This is a genomic window from Sphingomonas phyllosphaerae (assembly GCF_029623345.1).
Lineage (GTDB): Bacteria > Pseudomonadota > Alphaproteobacteria > Sphingomonadales > Sphingomonadaceae > Sphingomonas > Sphingomonas phyllosphaerae_C.
Window position 1 is genome coordinate 18,186 of record NZ_JAPYKH010000024.1, and the last position, 21,277, is coordinate 39,462.

14 protein-coding genes are annotated in these 21,277 nt (G+C 70.8%); 5 read left to right on the forward strand and 9 right to left on the reverse strand.

Annotation, left to right across the window (positions count from 1 at the left end; all coding sequences use genetic code 11):
- Nucleotides 1-152: 152 nt before the first annotated feature.
- Nucleotides 153-1,454: an OmpP1/FadL family transporter gene (locus QBJ89_RS17555; RefSeq protein ID WP_277981772.1), complete on the forward strand. Its 1,302-nt coding sequence runs from the start codon at nt 153-155 to the stop codon at nt 1,452-1,454.
- A gap of 251 nt (nt 1,455-1,705) precedes the next feature.
- On the opposite strand, the gene QBJ89_RS17560 is transcribed toward QBJ89_RS17555, so the two are convergent.
- Nucleotides 1,706-4,918 carry a helicase-related protein gene (locus tag QBJ89_RS17560; protein ID WP_277981773.1) on the reverse strand — a complete coding sequence of 1,071 codons (3,213 nt, stop codon included), beginning with the start codon at nt 4,916-4,918 and terminating at the stop codon, nt 1,706-1,708.
- A 91-nt stretch (nt 4,919-5,009) separates the two neighbouring features.
- Here QBJ89_RS17560 and QBJ89_RS17565 point away from each other — a divergent pair, with 91 nt between their 5' ends.
- Nucleotides 5,010-5,408 carry a hypothetical protein gene (locus QBJ89_RS17565; protein WP_277981774.1) on the forward strand — a complete coding sequence of 133 codons (399 nt, stop codon included), beginning with the start codon at nt 5,010-5,012 and terminating at the stop codon, nt 5,406-5,408.
- A gap of 177 nt (nt 5,409-5,585) precedes the next feature.
- Here QBJ89_RS17565 and QBJ89_RS17570 read toward each other — a convergent pair whose 3' ends face one another.
- The gene (locus tag QBJ89_RS17570; RefSeq protein WP_277981775.1) at nt 5,586-6,374 is read right to left on the reverse strand and encodes a DeoR/GlpR family DNA-binding transcription regulator; all 789 of its coding nucleotides are present in this window, start codon (nt 6,372-6,374) and stop codon (nt 5,586-5,588) included.
- Nucleotides 6,371-7,897 (reverse strand): glycerol-3-phosphate dehydrogenase, encoded by a 1,527-nt coding sequence (gene glpD / locus QBJ89_RS17575; RefSeq protein WP_277981776.1) that lies wholly within the window; start codon nt 7,895-7,897, stop codon nt 6,371-6,373. The genes QBJ89_RS17570 and glpD overlap by 4 nt, the downstream gene beginning before the upstream one ends.
- A gap of 108 nt (nt 7,898-8,005) precedes the next feature.
- Here glpD and QBJ89_RS17580 point away from each other — a divergent pair, with 108 nt between their 5' ends.
- Complete coding sequence (locus QBJ89_RS17580) at nt 8,006-8,809, forward strand: MIP/aquaporin family protein (protein ID WP_277981777.1); 804 nt, start codon at nt 8,006-8,008, stop codon at nt 8,807-8,809.
- 11 nt (nt 8,810-8,820) lie between these two features.
- Nucleotides 8,821-10,317 carry a glycerol kinase GlpK gene (gene glpK / locus QBJ89_RS17585; RefSeq protein WP_277981778.1) on the forward strand — a complete coding sequence of 499 codons (1,497 nt, stop codon included), beginning with the start codon at nt 8,821-8,823 and terminating at the stop codon, nt 10,315-10,317.
- A 163-nt stretch (nt 10,318-10,480) separates the two neighbouring features.
- Here the strand turns inward: glpK and QBJ89_RS17590 are convergent, their stop codons facing one another.
- The gene (locus QBJ89_RS17590) at nt 10,481-11,494 is read right to left on the reverse strand and encodes an inorganic phosphate transporter (protein ID WP_277981779.1); all 1,014 of its coding nucleotides are present in this window, start codon (nt 11,492-11,494) and stop codon (nt 10,481-10,483) included.
- 9 nt (nt 11,495-11,503) lie between these two features.
- Nucleotides 11,504-12,148 carry a DUF47 domain-containing protein gene (locus QBJ89_RS17595; RefSeq protein ID WP_277981780.1) on the reverse strand — a complete coding sequence of 215 codons (645 nt, stop codon included), beginning with the start codon at nt 12,146-12,148 and terminating at the stop codon, nt 11,504-11,506.
- 228 nt (nt 12,149-12,376) lie between these two features.
- Between QBJ89_RS17595 and QBJ89_RS17600 the strand changes: the two genes are divergently transcribed.
- The gene (locus QBJ89_RS17600) at nt 12,377-12,898 is read left to right on the forward strand and encodes a ferritin-like domain-containing protein (RefSeq protein ID WP_277981781.1); all 522 of its coding nucleotides are present in this window, start codon (nt 12,377-12,379) and stop codon (nt 12,896-12,898) included.
- 331 nt (nt 12,899-13,229) lie between these two features.
- Here QBJ89_RS17600 and treY read toward each other — a convergent pair whose 3' ends face one another.
- Genes treY through glgX form a run of 4 tightly spaced genes read right to left on the reverse strand, consistent with a single transcriptional unit; the run spans nt 13,230 to nt 21,224 of the window.
- Nucleotides 13,230-15,557 carry a malto-oligosyltrehalose synthase gene (gene treY, locus QBJ89_RS17605; protein WP_277981782.1) on the reverse strand — a complete coding sequence of 776 codons (2,328 nt, stop codon included), beginning with the start codon at nt 15,555-15,557 and terminating at the stop codon, nt 13,230-13,232.
- Nucleotides 15,554-17,440, reverse strand: coding sequence for a 4-alpha-glucanotransferase (gene malQ / locus QBJ89_RS17610; RefSeq protein ID WP_277981783.1), 1,887 nt, complete (start codon nt 17,438-17,440; stop codon nt 15,554-15,556). Before malQ ends, treY begins: the two co-directional genes overlap by 4 nt.
- Nucleotides 17,437-19,125 carry a malto-oligosyltrehalose trehalohydrolase gene (treZ, locus tag QBJ89_RS17615; protein WP_277981784.1) on the reverse strand — a complete coding sequence of 563 codons (1,689 nt, stop codon included), beginning with the start codon at nt 19,123-19,125 and terminating at the stop codon, nt 17,437-17,439. Before treZ ends, malQ begins: the two co-directional genes overlap by 4 nt.
- Nucleotides 19,122-21,224, reverse strand: coding sequence for a glycogen debranching protein GlgX (glgX, locus tag QBJ89_RS17620; RefSeq protein WP_277981785.1), 2,103 nt, complete (start codon nt 21,222-21,224; stop codon nt 19,122-19,124). Before glgX ends, treZ begins: the two co-directional genes overlap by 4 nt.
- Nucleotides 21,225-21,277 lie beyond the last annotated feature (53 nt).

A 21,277-nucleotide genomic window follows, 5' to 3' on the forward strand; every position in this document is an offset into this window, starting at 1 on the left:
CGCGCTGCTTGGCGCTGGGTTCCTGCCTGCACAGGAACACGGCGGCCGACGTGAAGAGCCCGACCGACCGACCATACACTTTCCTTCATCACGCGTTCAGCCCGGCTGGCCGCAGGCAGATCACATAAACGTCACAAATGAGAGGTTCGCACATGTCCCCGTCGAAGAAGCTTGCGGTGTCGCTCACCGCCGCCGGCGCGGCGCTGGCAAGCGCCGGCATCGCGCACGCCCAGGCCTTTTACCTCCAGGAACAGGCCGCGCGCGCCGCGGGCCGCGCTTTTTCGGGCGAGGCGGCGGATACCGGCGCGGCGTCCTTGTGGTGGAACCCGGCGGCGATCGGCGGGCAGGAGCGCGCCGAAGCCACCGTCAGCGCCTCGGTAATCCTGCCCAAGGGCAGGGTGAACAACAACAACACGCTGATCCGCCGCCCCGGCGGCACCTTCGCGCCGGTGGGCGGCGACGCCACCTCGGAGGACCCGATCAACAACGGCGTGCTGCCCTCGGGCGCGATCGCGGTGCCGCTGACCGATCGGCTCGCGGTCGGCCTTGCGGTCACCTCGCCCTACAGCTTCACCACCGATTATAGCGGCGACAGCTGGGCGCGCTACAGCGCCGATCGCACCTATCTGCGCACCTTCGACATCCAACCCTCGGTCGGCGTGGCGGTGACCGACTGGCTGCGCGTCGGCGGCGCGGCCAATGTCGAGCATGCCGAGGCCAGCCTGACCAACGCGCTGCCCAACCTCGCCGCGGCGCTGCCCGACGGCAGTCAGAAGCTCGCCGGCGGCGGCTGGGACGTGGGCTGGAGCGCCGGCTTCCAGATGCACAATGACTGGGCGACCGTGGGCGTCAGCTACAAGTCGTCGATCCAGCATAATCTCAAGGGCGATCTCACCGTCAGCGGCTTGCTCGGCCCGCTCGCGGCTAACAATCGCGAGATCAACGGTGTCGATGCCAGCTTCTCCACACCCGCGCAGGTGATCGTCGGAGGCCGCTTCCGCGTCACCCCGGCGCTGACGCTCAACGCGCAGACGATCCGCTACACCTGGGAGAAGTTCGACGCGATCCGCCTCGGCGCGCCGGTCAACGCCGCGCTGCCCGAGAATTACCGTAACACGTGGAGCTACGCGGGCGGTATCGATTATGCGGTGTCACCGCGGCTGACGTTGCGCGGCGGCGTGCAGCGCGCGCTCACCCCGACCCGCGACGGCGAGCGCGACGCGCGCGTACCCGACGCGAACCGCTGGAATTACGCGCTGGGCGCGTCCTTCGACGTGACGCCGAGCTTCTCGCTCGACCTCGCGGGCAATTACGTCGACTTCGCCGACACGACGATCGACCGCACCACCGCGGCTTATGCCGGCACCGCGGCGCAGACGCCGGTGCTGGTCAACGGCACGCTCACCGACGCGCGCGCGCTGGTGTTCTCGGCGGGCGGGCGCGTGCGGTTCTGAGGGAGAGAGGACCGCCGTTCCCCTTACCCGTCCGCCTCGAGTAGCGATCGAGCCTGTCGAGATCGCGTATCGAGAAGGCGCCGCGCGGGTGCCTCTCGATACGCCGTCTCGACAGGCTCGACGACTATTCGAGCCGAACGGAAGTGGATGCCAGGGGCGAGCCGAGCGGGTGAGTTGAGCCTGGTCTGAGCCGTCCGCCGCGAGGCCATACGCTGGACGCTCAGCTCAGCGCGGCGCCCTCAGTCGCCCGCTCACCCCCCCGCCAGCTCGCGCAACAGCGCTCCCGCGCGTTCCAGCCGGTCGCGCGGCGCGTCGATCCGCTCGCGCAGCAGCAGCCGACGCTCCTTCGCCTCCAGCCCATGCGCAGCGGGGTCGATCTCCGCGCCCGGCCGCGGCGTCAGCGCGATCGCCGCCGGACCGGCAGCTACCGCCGCGATCCCCGCCGCACGCGCGTCGACGCGCAGCCGCGCCACCGACAGCAGCGTGCGCGCCTCGTCGGGCAGCGCACCGAAGCGATCCTCCAGCTCCTCCTCCAGCGCGTCGAGCGCCTCCGCCTCGTCGATCCGCGCCAGCCGCGTGTAGATCGTCACGCGGATCTCCTCGTCGCGGATCCACGTCTCGGGAAGCCGACCGCCTACCTCGAGCTGGAGCTCGGGCGTCCAGCGCTCCACTTCTTCGCCGCGGGCACGGCGCAACGCGCCCTCGAGCAGCTGCTGGTAGAGGTCGATCCCGATCAGCTTCATATGCCCCGCCTGGGTGTCGCCGAGCAGGTCACCCGCGCCGCGCATGTCGAGGTCGCGCGCGCTGATCGCGAAGCCGGCGCCGAGCCGGTCAAACGCCTCCAGCGTGCGCAGCCGCTTCAAGGTGCGCGGCGCGATCTCATGCTCGGGATCGGTGACGAGCAGAACATGCCCGCGCCGAGTCCCGCGTCCGACCCGCCCGCGCAGCTGGTGGAGCTGCGACAGGCCGAAGCGGTCGGCGCGCCAGATCACCATCGTGTTGGCGCGCGGGACGTCGAGTCCCGCCTCGATGATGTTGGTGGCGAGCAGCACGTCGCCATCGCCGCCGGCGAAGCGCACCATCGCCTCGTCGATCTCGGCGGCCGGCATCTTGCCGTGCGCCTGGACCAGCGACAGCTCGGGGACGAGCCGGGCGAGCCTGTCGGCGATCCCGGCCATGTCCTCGATCCGCGGCACCACCACGAAGCTTTGCCCGCCACGCGCGCGCTCGCGCAGCAGCGCTGCGCGCAGCGTCTCGGGGTCGAACACGCCCACCGCGGTGCGGATCGGCTGACGCCGCGCCGGCGGCGTCGCGATGATCGAGAGCTGCTGGAGCCCAACTAATGCACTCTGGAGCGTGCGCGGGATCGGCGTGGCGCTCAGCGTCAGCACATGGCCGGCGGAGAGCGCGCGCAGCTTCTCCTTGTCGGCGGTGCCGAAGCGCTGCTCCTCATCGATCACCACCAGCGCGAGGTCGTGATAGTCGACGCCCTTGCCCGCGACCGCGCCGGTCCCGATCACGACGCGGATCGAGCCGTCGGCGAGCCCGGCCTTGACGCGCTTCTTCTCCGCCGCACTGCTCAGCCGCGACAGGCCGGCCACCTCGATCCCGAGCGGCTCGAAGCGGCGCGCGAAGCTCTCCAGATGCTGACGCGCCAGCACCGTCGTTGGCGCCGCGATCGCGACCTGCTTGCCGGCGAGCGCCGCGATCGCGGCGGCACGGAGCGCGACCTCGGTCTTGCCGTAGCCCACGTCGCCGACGATCAGCCGATCCATCGGCCTGCCAGAGGCGAGATCATGGCGCACCGCCTCGATCGCGCGCGCCTGGTCGGCGGTCTCGGTGAAGGCGAAGCCGGCGGCGAACCGCTCGTAGGCCGCGGCCTCGGGCTCGAGCACCGGCGCCTCGCGCGCCTCGCGCTCGCGCGCCACCTCGGTGAGCTGGCGCGCGCTCTCCGCGATCGTCGCGTCGATCTCGCCGCGACGCTTCTGCCAGCTCGACCCGTCGAGCCGGTCGAGCGTCACCGCGTCCGCGTCCGCGCCGTAGCGCCAGATGCGGTCCGCCTCCGCGACCGGCACGAGCCGCACGCCATCGTCGGCATAGCCCAGCTTGATTGCGTCGCCGTCCTCCTCGCCCGGCAGGCGCTCGAGCCCGAGCACCACGCCGATGCCATGTTCCTCATGGACGACGACGTCGCCGACGCGGATCTCGCCGGTCTCGAACACCGCCAGGTCGGCGGGGGCGGTGGCGAGGCTCTCGCGCTCGGCGCGGCTGCCGAGCAGGTCGGCGGCGGCGACCGCGATCACACCCTCGCGCCGGAAGCCGCGATCCGCGGGCAGCGCGAGCCCGACGAGCGCGCCCTTCTTCGCCTTCGCGACCTCGGCCCAGGAGTCGACCGTAGCGATCTCGTCCTTGAGCGCCTTGGCGACGCGGCGGCGCAGGAAGCGCAGGTCGCGCTCGCTGCCGAGCAGCGCCACGCGGCCGCCTTCCTCACGCGCGGCGCGGGCGAGCTTGGCGAAGGCGCGTAGCGGCGCCTTGCGCTCAACGAAGCGCGGCGGTGGGTCACCGGCACGATCGACGCCGGCCTGGTCGCACCCGGCGAGCGCCTTCGCCCAAACCGCCTCCTCGACCACGTCGACAAGCGTACGATGCGGCGAGCGCTTGGCGGTGTCGGCGGCCAGCGCGAGGAATCGGCGCCGCCGCTCCTCGGCCGCGGGACCGATCACGACCAGCGCGCCGGGGAGATGGTCGAGCAGGGTCGTTGTCGCGCCGGGCTTCTCCGCGGGAGACGCGATTAGATCCGGTTCCGACACGCGTCCCAGCTCGCGCTCCTCCAGCTCCTCGGTCGTGCGCTGGTCTGCCGGGTCATAGCTGCGCAGGCCGACGACCTTGCCCGCGGCCACCTCAATTCGCAGCGGCTGCGGCGTGTCGGCAGGGAAAATGTCGAGAACCTGACCGCGCAGCGCCACCTCGCCGGGCTCGTCGACCCGTTCGTCGGCGACATAACCGATTGCGATCAGCTCCTCGTAGAGCTGCGCGAGATCGAGCGCGGCGCCGCGGCGGATCGTCGGCGGCTCGGCCTCGAACGCCGCGGGGAGCGGATAGGCGCGCGCCAGCGCCTCGCCGGTAGTGACACAGGCGATACGCGGCCGCTGGCCCTTCTTCTTGGTCAGAAGCCGCAGCCGGCGCAGTGCCGAGACCCGCTGGCCGACGTTCGCGGGGGAGGCGGCGGCTTTCTCGCCCGGCAGCGCGTCGCTGCCCGGGCAGAAGATGACGCAGGCCGCGGGCATCGCCGCGGCTAGGGCGTGCGCCAGGGAGAGGCCGCGCGCCTCGTCGACGGCGGCGACGAACAGGTCACGGTCGCTGAGCAGCTCGGCCAAGGCGGCGGCACTTTCGGCAACACCCAGCTGCGGCGTCGGCAACGGGTCGGTCAGCGCCGGGAGCGCTGCCGCCTCTATCTCGGTCATTCGGCTAAACCCCTGAAGTTAGGGGGAGGAACGAGCCTGATCGGGCGGCGTTCCCTTGCCTTTGAGACGGTAAGAGGCGCGAGGTGGTACGATGCTGAGGGCGAGCGTAGCGATGGCGATGGTGGCGCTGCTCGCGGCCGCACCAGCGGCGGCGAAGCGCAAGACGCCGGACGCGGAGCTGGCGGAGCTGCTCAAGGGCCGCACCGCCGAGCCGGCGGTGCGCTGCATCACGCCGACAACGAACGATTCGCAGCGGATCATCTCGGGCAAGGCAATCGTCTACGGCAATGGACGGCGGATCTGGGTCAACGTGCCGATCGGCCGGCTCGACACGATGCGCTGGGACGATGTGCTGGTGACCGAGCGTTTCGGCGGGCAATTGTGCCGTAACGATCAGATCCGGATCGTCGATCGTTTCTCGCACGTGCCGCGGCCGATCCTGCGGCTGGGCGACTTCGTGCCCTATGTGAAGGGGCCAGCGCAGCGGTGAGAGGGGCACGTGTCGAGCCCACGAACGGCGTTATCCTGAACTCGTTTCAGGATACACCAAGGCTCGTATTCGTCGGCCGCTGTGCCGAAGCGCGTGTGACCCGTGAAACAAGGTCTCGATGACGCCGACCAGCTTGAGGATGACGCCAGTCCGCAGACGCGTCGTCCACACCTTCAATCACCCCGCCTCGATCACCTGCACGCCATGCTCGTGGCAGGCGCGCAGCAGCGCCTCGGGCAGCGGCTGGTCGGTGACGAGATAGTCCGCCATGTCGAGCCGCCCGACCCGCACCGGCGCCGCGCGCCCGACCTTTGAGGAGTCGACCACCAGGATCACTTGGCGCGCGTTGCGCGCGATCGTCTGGGTGACCTGCACCTCGTCTGCGGCAAAGTCGAGCAGGCTGCCGTCGACGTCGATCGCGGAGGCGCCGATCAGCGCGACGTCGACCTTGAAGCTCTCGATGAAGCGCATCGCCAGCGCCCCTACCACCGCGCGATCGCCGCGCCGGACCTGCCCGCCGACCACTACCAGCTCGATTCCGTCATGCCCGTCGAGCAGGTCGATGACGTTCAGGTTGTTCGAGATCACCAGCAGGTCGCGGTGCGCCACCAGCTGCCCCGCGACCGCCTCGGTGGTGGTGCCGATGTTGATGAACAATGATGCGCCGTTCGGGATCAGCGCGGCCGCCGCGGCGCCGATCGCTGCCTTGGCGCCGGTGGCGATGTCGCGGCGCCTGGCATAAGCGAGATTGTCGATTCCCGACGTGACGATCGCGCCGCCGTGGACGCGCGAGAGCAGCGCGCGGCGCGCGAGCACGTTGAGGTCGCGACGGATCGTCTGCGGAGTGACCTCGAACCGCGCGGCGAGGTCGTCGACCGTGACGCGCCCGGCACCGCGCGCCAGCGCGAGGATGCGGCGGTGGCGCTCAACCGCGGGATCGCCGCCCTCCGACGCGTCCGCGCTCACGTCGGCGCGCGAGCGAAATAGGCGTCGACCCGCTCGGCGGTGCCCGGTGGAACGTGAAGGCCGAGCTTGCTGCGGCGAAAGAGCACGTCCTCGGCGGTGCGGGCCCATTCGGTCGCGGCGAGATAGTCGAGCTCGCGCGCGGTCAGCCCGGCGCCGAATTCCTCGCCCAGATCTGCGGTGGAGCCGGCGGTGCCGAGTAGCGTCCGTGCCTCGGTGCCGTAGGCGCGCGCCAGCCGGCGCAGCAGCGCGCGGTCGAGCGCCGCATAGTCGCGCGCCAATGAGTCGACGAGCGGCTCGAAGGCCTCGGCGGCAAAGTCGCCGCCCGGCAGGGTCGCGCCCGCGGTCCAGGCGCCGCCCGCGTCGGGGAAGGTCTCGGCCAGCTCCGCCATCGCGTGCTCGGCGAGTTTGCGATAGGTCGTGATCTTGCCGCCGAAGATGCTCAGCATCGGCGCGTTCTCACTGGCGCCGGCGGGGCCGCGATCGAGATCGAGCACATAGTCGCGCGTCACCGCCGAGGCGCTGGCGGCTTTGTCGTCGTACAGCGGGCGGATGCCGGCGTAGCTCCACACGATCTGCTCGCTCGTCACGGGCACGGCGAAGTAGCGCGCGATCGTCTCGAGCAGATAGTCGGTCTCGTGCGGCGCGATGGCGGCGCGGCCGGGCGCGCCCTCCCACGGCTCGTCGGTGGTGCCGATCAGGGTGAACTCGCCCTCGTACGGGATGGCGAAGACGACGCGGCGGTCCGGATTCTGCAGCATGAAAGCGTGGTCGCCCGGGTAGAGACGCGGCACGACGATATGGCTGCCCTTGACGAGCCGTACCCCGCGATCGTCGCGCGCGTGCGGCACCCTCGACAGGATGTCGGCGACCCAGGGCCCCGCGGCATTGACCAGCGCGCGCGCGGCGAGAGTGCGCTCGCCGCGCTCGTCCGCGATCGTCGCGCGCCAGCCGCCGCCCGTGCGCTCGGCGTCGACCAGGCGGGTGCGCGTGAGCACGGTCGCGCCGCGATCGGCGGCGTCGCGCGCGTTGAGCACGACGAGGCGGCTGTCCTCGACCCAGCAGTCGGAATAGACGAAGGCGCGGCCGCGATGGCGCAGGCCGTCGCCGCGCGGATCGCTCGCCAGCCGGATCGTCTCGGTGGCGGGCAGGCGCTCGCGCCCGCCGAGATGATCGTAGAGGAACAGCCCGGCGCGCACCATCCAGGCCGGGCGCGGCGAGTTCGTCTGCGGCAGCACGAAGCGCAGCGGCCAGATGATGTGCGGCGCCATCGCCCACAGCCGCTCGCGCTCGATCAGCGCCTCGCGCACCAGCCGCACCTCGCCATATTCGAGATAGCGTAGCCCGCCGTGGATCAGCTTGGTCGAGGCCGAGGAAGTGTGCGCGGCGAGATCGTCCTGCTCCACCAGCGTGACGCGCAGGCCGCGCCCGGCGGCGTCGCGCGCGATCCCGGCGCCGTTGATCCCGCCGCCGACCACCAGCAGGTCGGCGTCGAAGCCGTCGCGTGTCTCGTTCCCGCTCGTCATCGTGCAGATATGAGCCGCCGCAGCGACGACTTCAAACGAAGATGTTGACGTTCGTTTGAACCGGGCGGACACAGGCGGGAAGGGCCGCGACGGCTCAGGGGAGGAGTTATGGCGGAGGAGGCGGCGCCCGTCGTCGGCACGCTGCGCGGCGAGCTGATCTCGGAGTTGCTCGCGGTGGCGATCATCATCACGCTGGGCAACTCGGCCGCGGCGATGATCACGCTGTACGATCCAAGCCCCTACGCCACCGCTTACTGGGGCGTGTGCATCGCCTGGGGTCTGGCGGTGACGATCGCAATCTATGTCACCGGGGCGGTGTCGGGCACGCACGCCAACCCGGCGGTGACGCTGGCGCTGGCCCTGTTCCGCGACTTTCCGCGGCGTAAGGTGCTGCCCTATGTCGTCGCGCAGGTAGCGGGGGCGATGATCGGCGCGGCCTTGGTGTACCAGATGTTCGGTCCCGTGATCGACGCCTATAATGCCAGCCACGCGCTCACCCGTGCGCAGGGCGGGGCGGCGGGCGTGTTCTTCACCGCGCCGGGGCTCCACATTACCGCGGTCCACGCCTTCTGGGACGAGGTGGTGCTCACCGCGATCCTGCTGCTCGGCATCTTCGCGATCACCGACGAATTCAACACCTCCGCGCCGATGGCCAATGCCAGCGCGCTGATCATCGGTCTGCTGGTAGCCTGCATCGGCGCCTCGGCGGGTTTCCTGGAGGGCTGGCCGATCAACCCTGCGCGCGATTTCGGCCCGCGGCTGTTCTGCTGGCTGCTCGGCTGGGGCGGGTCGGCGTTCCCCGGCCCGGACCATTATTGGTGGGTGCCGGTCGCCGGGCCGCTGGTGGGTGGCGTCGTCGGCGCGGCGCTCTATCAATTCCTGGTCAAGCCGTATCTACCGCGGCGGCGCTGAGGAGAGGATTCATGGCCGAGACCAAGTCCCATGTGCTGGCGATCGACCAGGGCACCACTTCCACCCGCGCGATCGTCTTCGACCGCGACGCGCGCCCGGTGGCGACCGCGCAGACCGAGTTCGCGCAGCATTATCCCGAGGGCGGCTGGGTCGAGCACGATCCCGAGGACATCTGGCGCGACACGCTCCAGGTCGCGCACGACGCGGTCGCGCAGAGCGGCGTCGGCGCGGGGGGCGTCGCCGCGATCGGCATCACCAACCAGCGCGAGACGGTGGTGGTGTGGGACCGTGCCACGGGAGAGACGATCCACCGCGCGATCGTCTGGCAGGACCGCCGCACCGCCAAGCTCTGCGCCGAGCTCAAGGCGGCCGGGCACGAACCCGCGGTGCGCGCCAAGACCGGGCTGCTGATCGACCCCTATTTCTCCGCCACCAAGCTCGCCTGGATCCTCGATCACGTCGCGGGCGCGCGGGAGCGGGCCGAGCGCGGCGAGCTGGCGTTCGGCACGATCGACAGCTTCCTGCTGTGGCGGCTGACCGGCGGGCAGGTCCATGCGACCGACGTCACCAACGCCGGCCGCACCTTGCTCTATGACATTCGCGCGCAGCGCTGGGATGAGGAGCTGTGCCGTCTGTTCGACGTCCCCATGGCGCTGCTGCCCGAGGTGCACGACAACAGCCGCGTCTTCGGCCACACTGCCGAGGGCCTGTTCGACGTCGCGATCCCGATCGCGGGCATCGCCGGCGACCAGCAGGCCGCGCTGATCGGCCAGGCCTGTTTCGACACGGGCATGGCGAAGTCGACGTACGGCACCGGCTGCTTCCTGCTGCTCAACACGGGCGCCGAAGCGATCGAGTCGGAGCACCGGCTGCTGACCACGCCGGCCTATCGGCTCGACGGCACGATGACCTATGCGCTGGAGGGCTCGATCTTCGTCGCCGGGGCGGCGGTCAAATGGCTGCGGGATGGCATCGGCGTGATCACGCATGCGCGCGAAACCAACGACATGGCGACGCAGGTGCCCGACAGCCACGGGGTCTACATGGTCCCGGCGTTCGTCGGCCTCGGCGCGCCGCACTGGGACCCGGACGCGCGTGGCGCGATCTTCGGGCTGACGCTCGGCGCTACCCAGGCGCATCTCGCGCGCGCCGCGCTGGAGGCGGTGGGCTATCAAACCATGGACCTCACCGCCGCGATGATCGCCGACGGCGGCGCCGCACCGGCGACGATCCGCGTCGACGGCGGCATGGCGGCGAACGACTGGCTGTGCCAGTTCCTCGCCGATCTGCTTCAGGTAGCGGTCGAGCGGCCGGTGCATCTCGAGACCACCGCGCTCGGCGCCGCCTTCCTCGCCGGACTGGCGACAGGGGTCTGGGCCGATCTCGACGCGGTGCGTGCCACCTGGGCGCGGCGCGACTGTTTCGAGCCGCGCATGGCGGCGGCGGACCGGGAGCGCTTGGTGGCCGGCTGGAAGGTCGCGGTGGCGAAGACGCTGACGACGGGGTGAGGGGGGTGCGTCCGCGCTTCCTCCGGGCGTCATCCTGAACTTGTTTCAGGATCCACCGTCCCGCAGGCGCCTCCGATGCGGGGTACGCGGCGCCCTGGATCCTGAAACGAGTTCAGGATGACGCTAATCGCTGGGGCAGCGCGGCGCGTGCTCCCTTACGTCCTCAGAACAACAATGTCAGCGAGTAGACCAGCGCGCCCACCGCGGCCGAGGCGGGAATGGTGATCACCCAGGCGACCACCACGTTCTTGGCCACGCCCCAGCGCACCGCTGTGGCGCGCCGCGCCACGCCGGCGCCGATGATCGATCCGGTGATCGTGTGCGTCGTCGACACCGGAATACCAAGCGTCGACGCGCCGAACAGCACGATCGACCCCGCCAGCGAGGCGCTGAACCCCTGGTGCTGCGATAGCCGCGTGATGCGCGAGCCCATCGTCTCGATGATGCGCCAGCCGCCCGTCATCGTGCCGAGTCCGATGGCGACATAGCAGCTGATGGCGACCCAGTGCGGTACCGCGAACGGCCCCGTCAGGTAGCCGGTCGAATAGAGCAGGACGGTGATGATCCCCATCGTCTTCTGCGCGTCGTTCAGGCCGTGGCTGAGCGAGTAGGCGGCCGACGACATCAGGTGCAGCACGCGGAACGAGCGCTCGGCCTGGTTCGCGGTGCGGCGGCGCAGTGCCCAGCTCGACAGCAGCATCACCAGCATCGCCAGGAACATCCCGATCGTCGGCGAGAGCACGATCGCGATCAGGGTCTTGTTCAGCCCGGCCCACTTCACGCCAGAGAGCCCGGCATGTGCCACGCCCGCCCCGATCAGACCGCCCACCAAGGCATGGCTGCTCGACGAGGGGATGCCCTTCAGCCAGGTAATGACGTTCCACGTCATCGCCCCGCCAAGCGCGCCGAAGATCACCGCGGGGGTCACCACCTCCTGCGCGATCAGCCCCTTGCCGATCGTCTCGGCGACGGCGTGCAGGCTCGGCACCGCCAGCGTCAAGAAATAGGCGGCGAAGTTGAAGAAGGCGGCGAACACCACCGCTTGCACCGGCGACAGCAGCCGGGTGGCGACCACGGTGGCGATCGAGTTGGCGGCGTCGTGCAACCCGTTCAGATAATCGAACGCCAGCGCGACCAGGATGAGGCCGACCAGCAGCGGAAAGGCGAGCTCGTGCATGGCCGCGGCTCAGGCGTGATCGATGACGATGCCATCGATCTCGTCGGCGACGTCCTCGAAGGCGTCGAGCACGCGCTCGAGATGCTTGTACAGCTCGCGCTCCACTACGAAGCGGAGCGTGTCGGTGCGGCCGAACTCGCCGAGCGAGCGCTTCAGCCCGGCGGCGTGCATCTCGTCGGCGCGGCCCTCGATGCGGATCAACTGCTCGGTGAAATCGTGCAGCTTCTGCCCGTTGCGGCTGACGTCGCGCAGCAGCGGCATCGCCGCGACGGCAAGCTCGGCCGCCTCCACCGCGGCGGCGGCCATCTCGCGCATCTCGGGGGCGAATTCGCGCACCTGGTAGAGGTCGATCGCGGCGGCGGCGGCCTGCATCTCGTCGACCGTGTCGTCGAGCGCGCCGATCAGCGTGGCGATGGCGCCGCGGTCGAACGGCGTGAGGAAGGTCGAACGCACTGTCTTGAGCACGTCGCGGGTGACATCGTCGGCATCATGCTCGCGCGCGATAACCTCCGCGATCATCGCGGCGGGATCGCCCTCGCCGCCGACCAGCCGAGCGAGCGCGCGGGCGCCGGCCAGATCGATCGCGGCATGGGCCTCGAACAGCTCGAAGAAATTGCCCGTCCTCGGCAGAAGACGCTGAAACCAAGCGAACATCGTACTCCCATCCCCACCCGAGGGTGTTTCCCGTCCCGATAGCCCGAAGCACGAGTTGCGCGCGGCGCCAAGCAAAACCGAGCGGCGCCATGGCCGAGACATGTGACACTTGGGTTGCAACGCCATCGGCCCATCCGTGCCGGAGACCGATAACCTGCATCAAAGGCATTGTTTTTAAAGGAACATCCAGCGCGGCACCAGCTTGATCCGGAGAGCAAGGAGAGACGCATGGCAAGCTATTCGAACGATGTGGTCCAGTCGGTGTTCGTGACCGGGCTCAAGAACGCGCACGGAGTCGAGCATCAGGCGCTGGCACTGATCGACCGCCAGCTCGACCACCTTGCCAACTATCCGGAGGTTGCCGCGCAGCTGCGCATGCACCGCGCTGAGACCGAGGAGCAGATCCAGCGGCTGGAAGAAATCCTGGCCGGCTTCGGCGAGACGCATTCGGTGCTGAAGGATGCGGCGCTGTCCTTCACCGGCAACATGGCGGCGCTGGCGCACGTGTTCGCGCCCGACGAGATCCTGAAGAACAGCTTCGCCAACTACGCTTTCGAGCATTTCGAAGCGGCGAGCTACAAGTCGCTGCTGGCGCTGGCGGACGCCGGCGGGTTCCAGCAGCCGGTGTCGCTGCTGACCGCGTCGCTCAACGAGGAGTTGGCGATGGCGGCCTGGATCGACGAGCATAATGCCGAGCTGACGCTGAAGTATATCGAACGCCGCGCCGCGGGGGAGACGGCGAGCCACTGAGGCGGGTGGGACTCAACATTCGCGCGGTGGCGGCGCGTTCGGCCAAGTAGCGGCGGAGCTAGGGTTTCGCCCCTCGGCTCGGAGCGCTGGCGGGCGCGAATGTTGCGAATGTTGAGTCGCTGGCGCGGTTGGCGCGAACGTTGAGTTAGGCGCGGGTGTTGGGGCAGTCGTGGTTGATGGGCGTCGCCGGGCATGATCGCGGACGGCGACGATGAGACAGAGCCGCGCCTGTGTGACAGACCGCCGCGGTGTAGGACAGCGTGACGGTGCCTCGAAAATCCTTCCCGCGAGCGGGGAGGATCCAGGTCTCGCAGTCCTCCGCCCATTCCGCTCACACCACCGCTATCGTTACCGGTCCCGCGGCGAACAGCGCGCGCGCCGCGATCTCCTCGCCCGAGGCGAAGCGCACGCGCGTGTCGCCCCAGTCCGTCACGCCGTGCAGCGCCACCGCGCAGCGCAGCGTGCGCCCGTCGCCGCGCCGCTCGAACGCGAGCAAGTGCGCGGCGCCCGCGCCGCTCGCTTCGGCCGTGGCATAGTCGCCGTCGCGGAACAGCGCCGGATGCGCGCGCCGCAATGCCAGCAGCTCGGCAATCAGCCGCAGCTTCGGCGGTGCCCCGCCCTCCAGCAGACGCGCGCGCCGATCGTAATCGACCGGACGGCGGTTGTCGGGATCGACCAGCGACAGGTCGGCCAGCTCGGTCCCCTGGTAGAGGTCAGGTACGCCCGGCAGCGCATAGCGCAGCAGCACCTGCGCCAGCGTGTTCGCCTCGGCGATCGGGCGCAGCGCGGCGAGCAGCGCCTCCACCGCCGACACGAACGCCGCGTCGGCGAGCCAGCGGTCGAGCAGCGCGTCCGCGGCGGCCTCGTAGGCCTCGTCGGGCGCCTCCCACGACGAGCGCAGCTTGGCCTCGCGCAGCGCCTTCTGCTGCCAGCCCTTCACTCGTTCGGCGAAGTCGCCGCCGGGACCGTCGTCGGGCCAGGCGCCGACTACCGTCTGCAGCAGCATGTAGGCGTCGGCAGGATCGACCGCCTCGTCTTCCGCGACCCAACGTAGTGCGAACGTCCGCCACGCCTCTGGCCGCGCGCTCACCGCCGCCAGCCGCGCGCGCACGTCCTCGCCGCGCTTGTGGTCGTGCGTCGCGGTGGTGAGCATCGCCTGCGGCACCGCGCGCGCGCGCTCCTCCATCGCCGCGTGGAAGGCGCCGGGGGGCAGCGCGAAGGTCTCGGCGTCGAAGCCGACGTCGTTGCGCGAGAGCAGCCGGCCGTAGCGGTAGAAAGCGGTGTCTTCGACCGCCTTGGCCGCGATCGGCGCGGAGAGCTGCTGGAAGCGCCGCACTGCCTCGGCGGCGAGCGTCGCGTCACCGGGGCCATCGCCGGCGAGCCAGGCGAGAACGCGGTCGGTGATCGGCGCCTCGCCCGGCGGGATCAGCTCGGCGACGCGGGCGCGGACTTGCGCGCGCACCGCTTCGTCGCCGGCGGGGGCGGCGTCGCCGGTGCCGTAGGTGCGATAGACCGGGAAGACCCAGAGCAGCCGTTCGATCGCGCGGCGCAGTGCGGCGGGGGTGACGCCGTCGCCGCCGGTGGCGCTCGCGGCGAGCGCGGCGAAGGCGGCGACGCAGCCGTCGAGCTGCCCCGCGAATTGCCACGACAGCAGGTCCTGCCGTGCCTGGAACTCTTCGGGCTCGAAGGTCACGCTGCGCCCGCTGATCTCCTCCCACAGGGCGCCGAGCGGCTCCGCGCCCGCGGGATCGTGGAGCAGTGCGGTGACCTGTTCCATGAAGTCGTAGCCGCTGGTTCCGTCAATCGCCCAGCCGTGCGGCTGCGGCTCGCCCGCGCCGAGGATCTTCTCGACGATGATCCAGGCGTCGGCGCCGAGCCGCTCGCGCAGCCGGTGGCAATAGCCGATCGGGTCGGTCAGCCCGTCGACATGGTCGATCCGGACGCCGTCGATCAGCCCCTCGTCGTGGAGGCGGAAATAGAGCGCATGGGTCGCCTCGAACACCGCGGGATCCTCGGCGCGGACGCCGGCGAGTTCGTTGATGGTGAAGAAGCGGCGCCAGTTGAGCTGGTCGTTGGCGGTGCGCCAGTAAGCGAGCCGATAGTGCTGGCGCTCGAGCAACGGGGCGAGCGGGCTGGTCTCGGCGCCGTCCTGATCCTCGTCGCGGATCGGGAAGCGGTGCTCGCCATAGGCCATCACTTCCCAGCGGTCGCCGGCGCGCTCGACCGCGATGTCGCCCTTGGCGAGCGCCTCGGAGAGTGGCGCGCCGAGCACCGGCAGGACGATCCGTTCGCGCCAGTCGATGTCGAACACGCGCGCGTGGGCACTGGCGGGGCCGCGCTGGAGGACGTCGGTCCACCAGGCGTTGTGGCCGCCGGCGACGCCCATGTGATTGGGGACGATGTCGATGATCACGCCCATGTCGCGCGCGCGAAGCGCGGTCACGAGCGAGCGGAACGCGTCCTCGCCGCCGAGCTCGGGATTGATCCCGGTCGGATCGGTGACGTCGTAACCGTGGGTCGAGCCCCGCGTCGCCACCGTGATCGGCGAGGCATAGACGTGGCTGATCCCGAGCCGCTCGAGGTACGGCACCAGCGCCTCGGCGTCGGCGAAGGTGAAATCCTTGTGGAACTGGAAGCGATAGGTGGCGCGCGGGGTCATCCGTGTCTCTCGGCGGTGAGCAGGTCGGTGCGGCGCGCGACGTCGCGCTGCGCGAGCAACTGCTCGGTGGGGGCGGGCAGGCGACGGCGCCAATTGGGGTGCTCGTCGACCGTGCCGGGAAGGTTGGGCTGCTCCTCCTCGCCGAGCAGGTCCTCGACCGGCACGATCGCGAGCGGCGCGGGCGCGGCGGCGACGTGCGCGAGCACGCGGTCGAGCGGTGGGTGCGTCGGCGCGGCGCCGGTCTCGCCCATCGCCTGCCACAATGCGGCGCGTTCGTCGCCGCGGTGGGCCTGGTCGGCGGCGGCGTCGGCGTGGCGCGAGCGGCGGCCGAGCCGCCATGCCCAGTCGATGTCGCGGCCCTTCCACCAGCCCGCGACCGTGGGCGTGTCGTGCGTGCCGGTCATCGCCACCGCCATCGCGTCCCAGTCGGCGGGATCGGTGAAGCCGCCGTCGGCGTCGCGCTCGAACGGCAGCACGCGCATGCCGAGCATGCAGCGCCGCGCGAGGTCGTCGCGGAAGCCGGGCGGGACGGTGCCGAGGTCCTCCGCGATCACCAGCGCGCCGGCGCGCTGCGCCTCGATCGCGACGATGCGGCGGAGGTGGTCGCCGGGCATCGTGAGATAGGCGCCGCGGTCGGCGCTCTCGCCGGCCGGGATGACCCAGAGCCGCTGTAGACCGAGCGCATGGTCGATGCGGATCCCGCCGGCGTGCGCCAGCGTCGCGCGCAGCGTCTCGATGAAGGGGCGGAAGCCGGTGCGCTCGAGCGCGAACGGGTCGAGTGCGGTGATCCCCCAATTCTGGCCGTCGGGGCCGAGCGGGTCGGGCGGAGCGCCGACGGTGAGGCCGGTGAGCAGCTCGTCGCGCGCCCCCCAGGCATGGCTGCCGTCGCCGTCCATGCCGACCGCGAGGTCCGCGATCAGCCCGACGCGCATCCGCTCGCGTGCGGTGCGCTGCGCGGTGGCGAGGCCGAGGTCGGCGAGCCATTGGAGGAAGGCGTAGAAGGCGATGTCGTCGGCGTGCTCGGCGGCGAAGCGGTTCACCGCTTCGGAGCGCGGGTCCTGATAGTCGCTCGGCCAGTCCTGCCAGCCGTGGCCGCCGAGATGCGCGTGGAGCGCGTCGAAGCGCGCATGCGCCTCGAGCGCGGCGCCGCGCTGGCGGCGGAAGGCGAGCGCGGCCGAGCGCGCCGCCTCGCTGGCGAGCTCATAGGCGCCGCGCAGCTGCTGCAACCGCTCGCGCGCCGCGCTCTCCCACGCGATCAGCGCGGGCGCCGGGGCGGGGGGCAGCGGTACGCCGATGAGGCCGGGGTCGGCGAGCAGCACGTTGTGGAACAGCCGCGTCGAGGGCGCATAGGGGCTGAAGCGCGTTGGGTCGGCGGGGAACAGCGCGTGCGTCGGGCTGATCGCGAGCGCCTGCGCGCCGGCGCGGCCGAACGCCTCGGCCGCCTCGACCAATGCGCCGGCGTCGCCGAACGCGCGCGGTGCGCGCGACTGGAGCGCCGGGATCTGCACCGCGGCGCCCCAGCTGCGCGGCGGCGGCTCGGGGCAGCGCCGCGGCGCGAGCGCGAGCGTGTACGCGCGCTCGCCCACCAGCAAGCGGTGGTAGCCGGGACGGTCGATGGGCGGGAGCCTGCCGTCGGCGTCGCGCTTCGGGGTGGCACGGCCGCCATCCTCGAAGTGGAGCTCGACCGCACCGGTGGGGTTGGCGGGGAGCTCGATCGGGGTACCCGCGTCGGCGGAGAGGAAGGGGGTGTCTGGCGGCGTCGGGTCGAGCCGGTCGAGGATCGCGGCGAGCACGTCGTCGGGTACGCGCTGGGCGTTGCCGTCGGCGTCCTCCCAGTCACGGACGAGGCCGGCGGCGGCGGCGCGGGCGGCGACGTCGGTCACGCCTCCACCCAGGCGACGAAGCGCTCGCCCTCGCGCCACAGCACTCGCTCGGGTGTCGGCAGCGGCGCGGGCGCGTCGCCGAGGTCGAGCGCGAGCGCCAGCGTGGTGCCGTCGCCGAGCCGCCAGCGTGCCTCAACCGCCGCCGCGCCGGTGGCACGCGCGCCGAGCGACATCGCGCCCTCCAGCCCGGGCACGATCCGCTCGGCGCGCAGCGCGAGCAGGTCGGCGTAGAGCGCGCGCCACGCCGCCGCCTGCGGACCCGGCTCGGGGCGCGAGCGCTTGAACGTGGCCGCGGCATTGGGATCGGGGATGCGTGCGCGCGCCGCCTCGTCGGCGAAGGCGTCGAACTTGGCGAACTCCTTGCGGCGGCCCTCGCGCACCGCGTCGGCGAGCTCGTCGTGAAAATCGGTGAAGAACAGGAACGGCGTCTCGCTGCCGTCCGCGTCGCCCATGAAGAGCAGCGGCACCTGCGGGCACAGCAGCAGCAGCGCGGTGGCGGCGCGCAGCTTGTCGGGCGAGGTCAGCCGCGTCAGCCGCTCGCCCAGCGCGCGGTTGCCGATCTGGTCGTGGTTCTGGAGGAAGGCGACGAAGCGCGTCGGCGGCAGGTCGCTGCTCGGCGTGCCGCGCGGCTTGCCGTCGTGGTTCTGCGACGGCTCGCCCTGGTAGATGAAGCCCTCCGCCAGGCAGCGCGCCAGCCGCTCGGCGGGTTGGTCGGCGAAGTCGGCGTAGTAGGCGCTCGTCTCGCCGGTGAGCAGCACGTGGAGGACGTTGTGGAAATCGTCGTTCCACTGCGCGTCATAGCCACCGTCGTGCAGCCGCGCGGCGTCGTTGCGCTCGTTCTCCAGCACGAGGTGAACGTGGCGCCCCGGCAGCGTGGCGCGCAGCTCGGCCGCCATGGCGTCGAGGAAGTCGTCGTCGGCGATGGCGTGGACGGCATCGAAGCGCAGTCCGTCGACGCGATAGTCGCGCAACCACATCAGCGCATTGTCGACGAAATACTGGGCCACCGGCGGCGCCGACACGTTCACCGCGCCGCCCCAGGGGGTGTGCACGGCCTCATCGAAGAAGCTCCTGGCGTAGAGCCCGAGATAATTACCGTCGGGGCCGAAGTGATTGTAGACCACGTCGACGAAGACGCTCAGGCCGAGCCCATGCGCGGCGTCGACCAGGGTGCGCAGTTCGTCGGGCGTGCCATAGGTTTCGTGCAGCGCATAGGGCAGCACGCCGTCATAGCCCCAGCCGCGCTCGCCGCCATAAGCGCCGAGCGGCATCAACTCGATCGCGGTGGCGCCGCTCGCGGCAATATCGGCGAGCCGCTCGGTCACGCCCGCGAAGCCGCCGAGCGCGCCGGCGTGGAGCTCGACGATCACCATCTCGTGCCACGGCCGCCCGCGCCACTGCGGGTGCTGCCAGTCGAAGCGCGTGTCGGTGACGACGCTCCAGCCGTGCACCCCGCCGTCCTGCCGCCGCGACGCCGGGTCGGGCACCACTTGGTCGCCGACGCGGAAGCGATAGCGTGCGCCCGCGCCGACCGTCGCCTCGGCGGCGTACCAGCCGTCGTCGCCCGCAGTCATCGCGATCGGCGCGCCCTCGGCGAGCTCGAGCGTCACCGCGGCGGCGTCGGGCGCCCACAGGCGGAAGCGCGTGCCGCCGTCCTGGATCGGCTCGGGACCCCAGGCCATCATGACGGGAACGCGCTGCGCCACGTCAGCAGCACGGCGCCCTGCGGCGCGACCTCGTAGCTGTCGTCGACCTCGATCTCGCCTTGCTCGGGTTTGGCGCTGTCGAGCAGCACCACGCGCTGCACCTGCGGCGCGGGCAGCTGGAAGGTGATCGGGTCGGCGCTGGCGTTGAGCAGCAGCGAGACCGCCTCGACCTCGCCATCCTCGGTGCGCGTCGCGCGGCGCATCATCAGCGCGCGGCCCTCGGGATTGTCCCAGTCTTCGGGAGTCATGCGCTCGCCGCGCTCGTTCCACCATTCGACATCGTTGACGCCCTCGCCGGGCGAATCCTCGCCGTAGAGGAAGGCCGCGGCGCGCAAGACGGGATAGCGCCGGCGCAGCTCGGTAAGCCGCGCGGTGAAGTCGATCTGGCGCTGACCGTCCTCGCTCGCCGCTGCCTTCCAGTCGAGCCAGCTGATCTCGTTGTCCTGGCAATAAGCGTTGTTGTTGCCGTTCTGCGTGCGCCCGAACTCGTCGCCCGCGACCAGCATCGGCGTGCCGAGCGAGGCGAGCAGCGTGGTCAGCATCGAGCGCATCACGCGGCCGCGCGCGTCGTTAATCGAGGGATCGTCGGTCGGCCCCTCGGCGCCCCAGTTGCGCGAGTAGTTCTCGGAATGGCCGTCGCGATTGTCCTCGCCATTGGCCTCATTGTGGCGGCCCTCGTACATCACCGTGTCGGCGAGCGTGTAGCCGTCGTGCGCGGCGAGCAGGTTGACGGTCGCCCAAGGCCGCCGCGCGCGGCGGTCGAACAGGTCGCCCGAGCCCGCCAGCCGTGCCGCGAGATCGCCGCGCTGCGCCGGGTCGCCGCGCCAGTATTTCCGTACGGTGTCGCGGTACTTGTCGTTCCACTCGGCGAAGCCGGGCGGGAAGTTGCCGAGCTGATAGCCGCCGGGGCCGATGTCCCACGGCTCGGCGATCAGCTTGAGCCGCCCGAGCACCGGGTCCTGCCGCAGCACGTCGAAGAAGGCCGCGCCGGGATCGAAGCCATAATCCTCGCGCCCGAGCGTGAGCCCGAGGTCGAAGCGGAAGCCGTCGATGCCGAAGCTGGTCGCCCAGTAGCGCAGCGAGTCGGCGACCATCTGGATCACGCGCGCCTTGCTCATGTTGAGCGTGTTGCCGGTCCCGGTGTCGTTGATCGTGTAGCGCGGATTGTCCTGGACCAGACGATAGTAACTGGCGTTGTCGAGCCCGCGCCACGACAGGGTCGGGCCGCGCTCCGAGCCCTCGCAGGTGTGATTGTAGACGACGTCGAGGATCACCTCGATCCCGGCCTTGTGGAGCCGGTGGACCGCGCGGCGCAGCTCGTCCTGATGGTCCGACGCCATGTAGGACTGTTCGGGCGCGAAGAAGCCGAGCGAGTTATAGCCCCAATAATTGCGCAGCCCCTTCTCCTGCAGGAAGCGATCCTGCGTGAAGCTGTGGATCGGCAGCAGCTCGATTGCGGTGACACCGATGCGCTGGAGATGCTTGATCACCGCGGGATGGCCGAGCGCGGCATAGGTGCCGCGCTCGCGTGCGGGGACCAGCTCCATCAGCTTGGTCAGGCCCTTCACGTGGGCCTCGTAGATCACGGTCTCGGACCAGGGCGTGTTGGGCCGGCGGTCGCGCGACCAGTCCCAGTGGTCGTCGACCACCATCGCCTTGGGCATGGCGGGCGCGCTGTCGCGCTTGTCGAACGACAGGTCCTCGCGGCGGTGGCCGATGCGATAGCCGTGGAGCGCGTCGGTCCACTTGATCTGGCCTTGAATGCGACGCGCATAGGGGTCGAGCAGCAGCTTGTTGGGGTTGAAGCGATGGCCCTCCTCGGGGGCATAGCGACCGTGCGCGCGATAGCCGTAGACCAGCCCCGGCCCGGCGTCGGGAAGATAGCCGTGCCACACCTCGTCGGTGCATTCGGGCAGCATCAGCTTGCGGAGCTCGCGCTTGCCCGCGGGATCGAAGACGCAAAGCTCGATCGCGTCGGCATTGGCGGAGAAGACCGCGAAATTGACGCCCTCCCCGTCGAACGTGGCGCCGAGCGGGTAGGGCGATCCCGGCAACAGCCGGTCCGGCAGTTCGTGCAACATCATGCTCCCGACAGGAGAGAGGCCGCGCTACCGCGGCCGAAGAGGTAAGG

Coding starts and splice junctions, on each gene's coding strand:
- QBJ89_RS17555 (WP_277981772.1), top strand. CDS start 153: ATGTCCCCGTCGAAGAAGCTTGCGGTGTCGCTCACCGCCGCCGGCGCG.
- QBJ89_RS17560 (WP_277981773.1), bottom strand. CDS start 4,918: ATGACCGAGATAGAGGCGGCAGCGCTCCCGGCGCTGACCGACCCGTTG.
- QBJ89_RS17565 (WP_277981774.1), top strand. CDS start 5,010: ATGCTGAGGGCGAGCGTAGCGATGGCGATGGTGGCGCTGCTCGCGGCC.
- glpD (WP_277981776.1), bottom strand. CDS start 7,897: ATGACGAGCGGGAACGAGACACGCGACGGCTTCGACGCCGACCTGCTG.
- QBJ89_RS17580 (WP_277981777.1), top strand. CDS start 8,006: ATGGCGGAGGAGGCGGCGCCCGTCGTCGGCACGCTGCGCGGCGAGCTG.
- glpK (WP_277981778.1), top strand. CDS start 8,821: ATGGCCGAGACCAAGTCCCATGTGCTGGCGATCGACCAGGGCACCACT.
- QBJ89_RS17590 (WP_277981779.1), bottom strand. CDS start 11,494: ATGCACGAGCTCGCCTTTCCGCTGCTGGTCGGCCTCATCCTGGTCGCG.
- QBJ89_RS17595 (WP_277981780.1), bottom strand. CDS start 12,148: ATGTTCGCTTGGTTTCAGCGTCTTCTGCCGAGGACGGGCAATTTCTTC.
- QBJ89_RS17600 (WP_277981781.1), top strand. CDS start 12,377: ATGGCAAGCTATTCGAACGATGTGGTCCAGTCGGTGTTCGTGACCGGG.
- treY (WP_277981782.1), bottom strand. CDS start 15,557: ATGACCCCGCGCGCCACCTATCGCTTCCAGTTCCACAAGGATTTCACC.
- treZ (WP_277981784.1), bottom strand. CDS start 19,125: ATGATGGCCTGGGGTCCCGAGCCGATCCAGGACGGCGGCACGCGCTTC.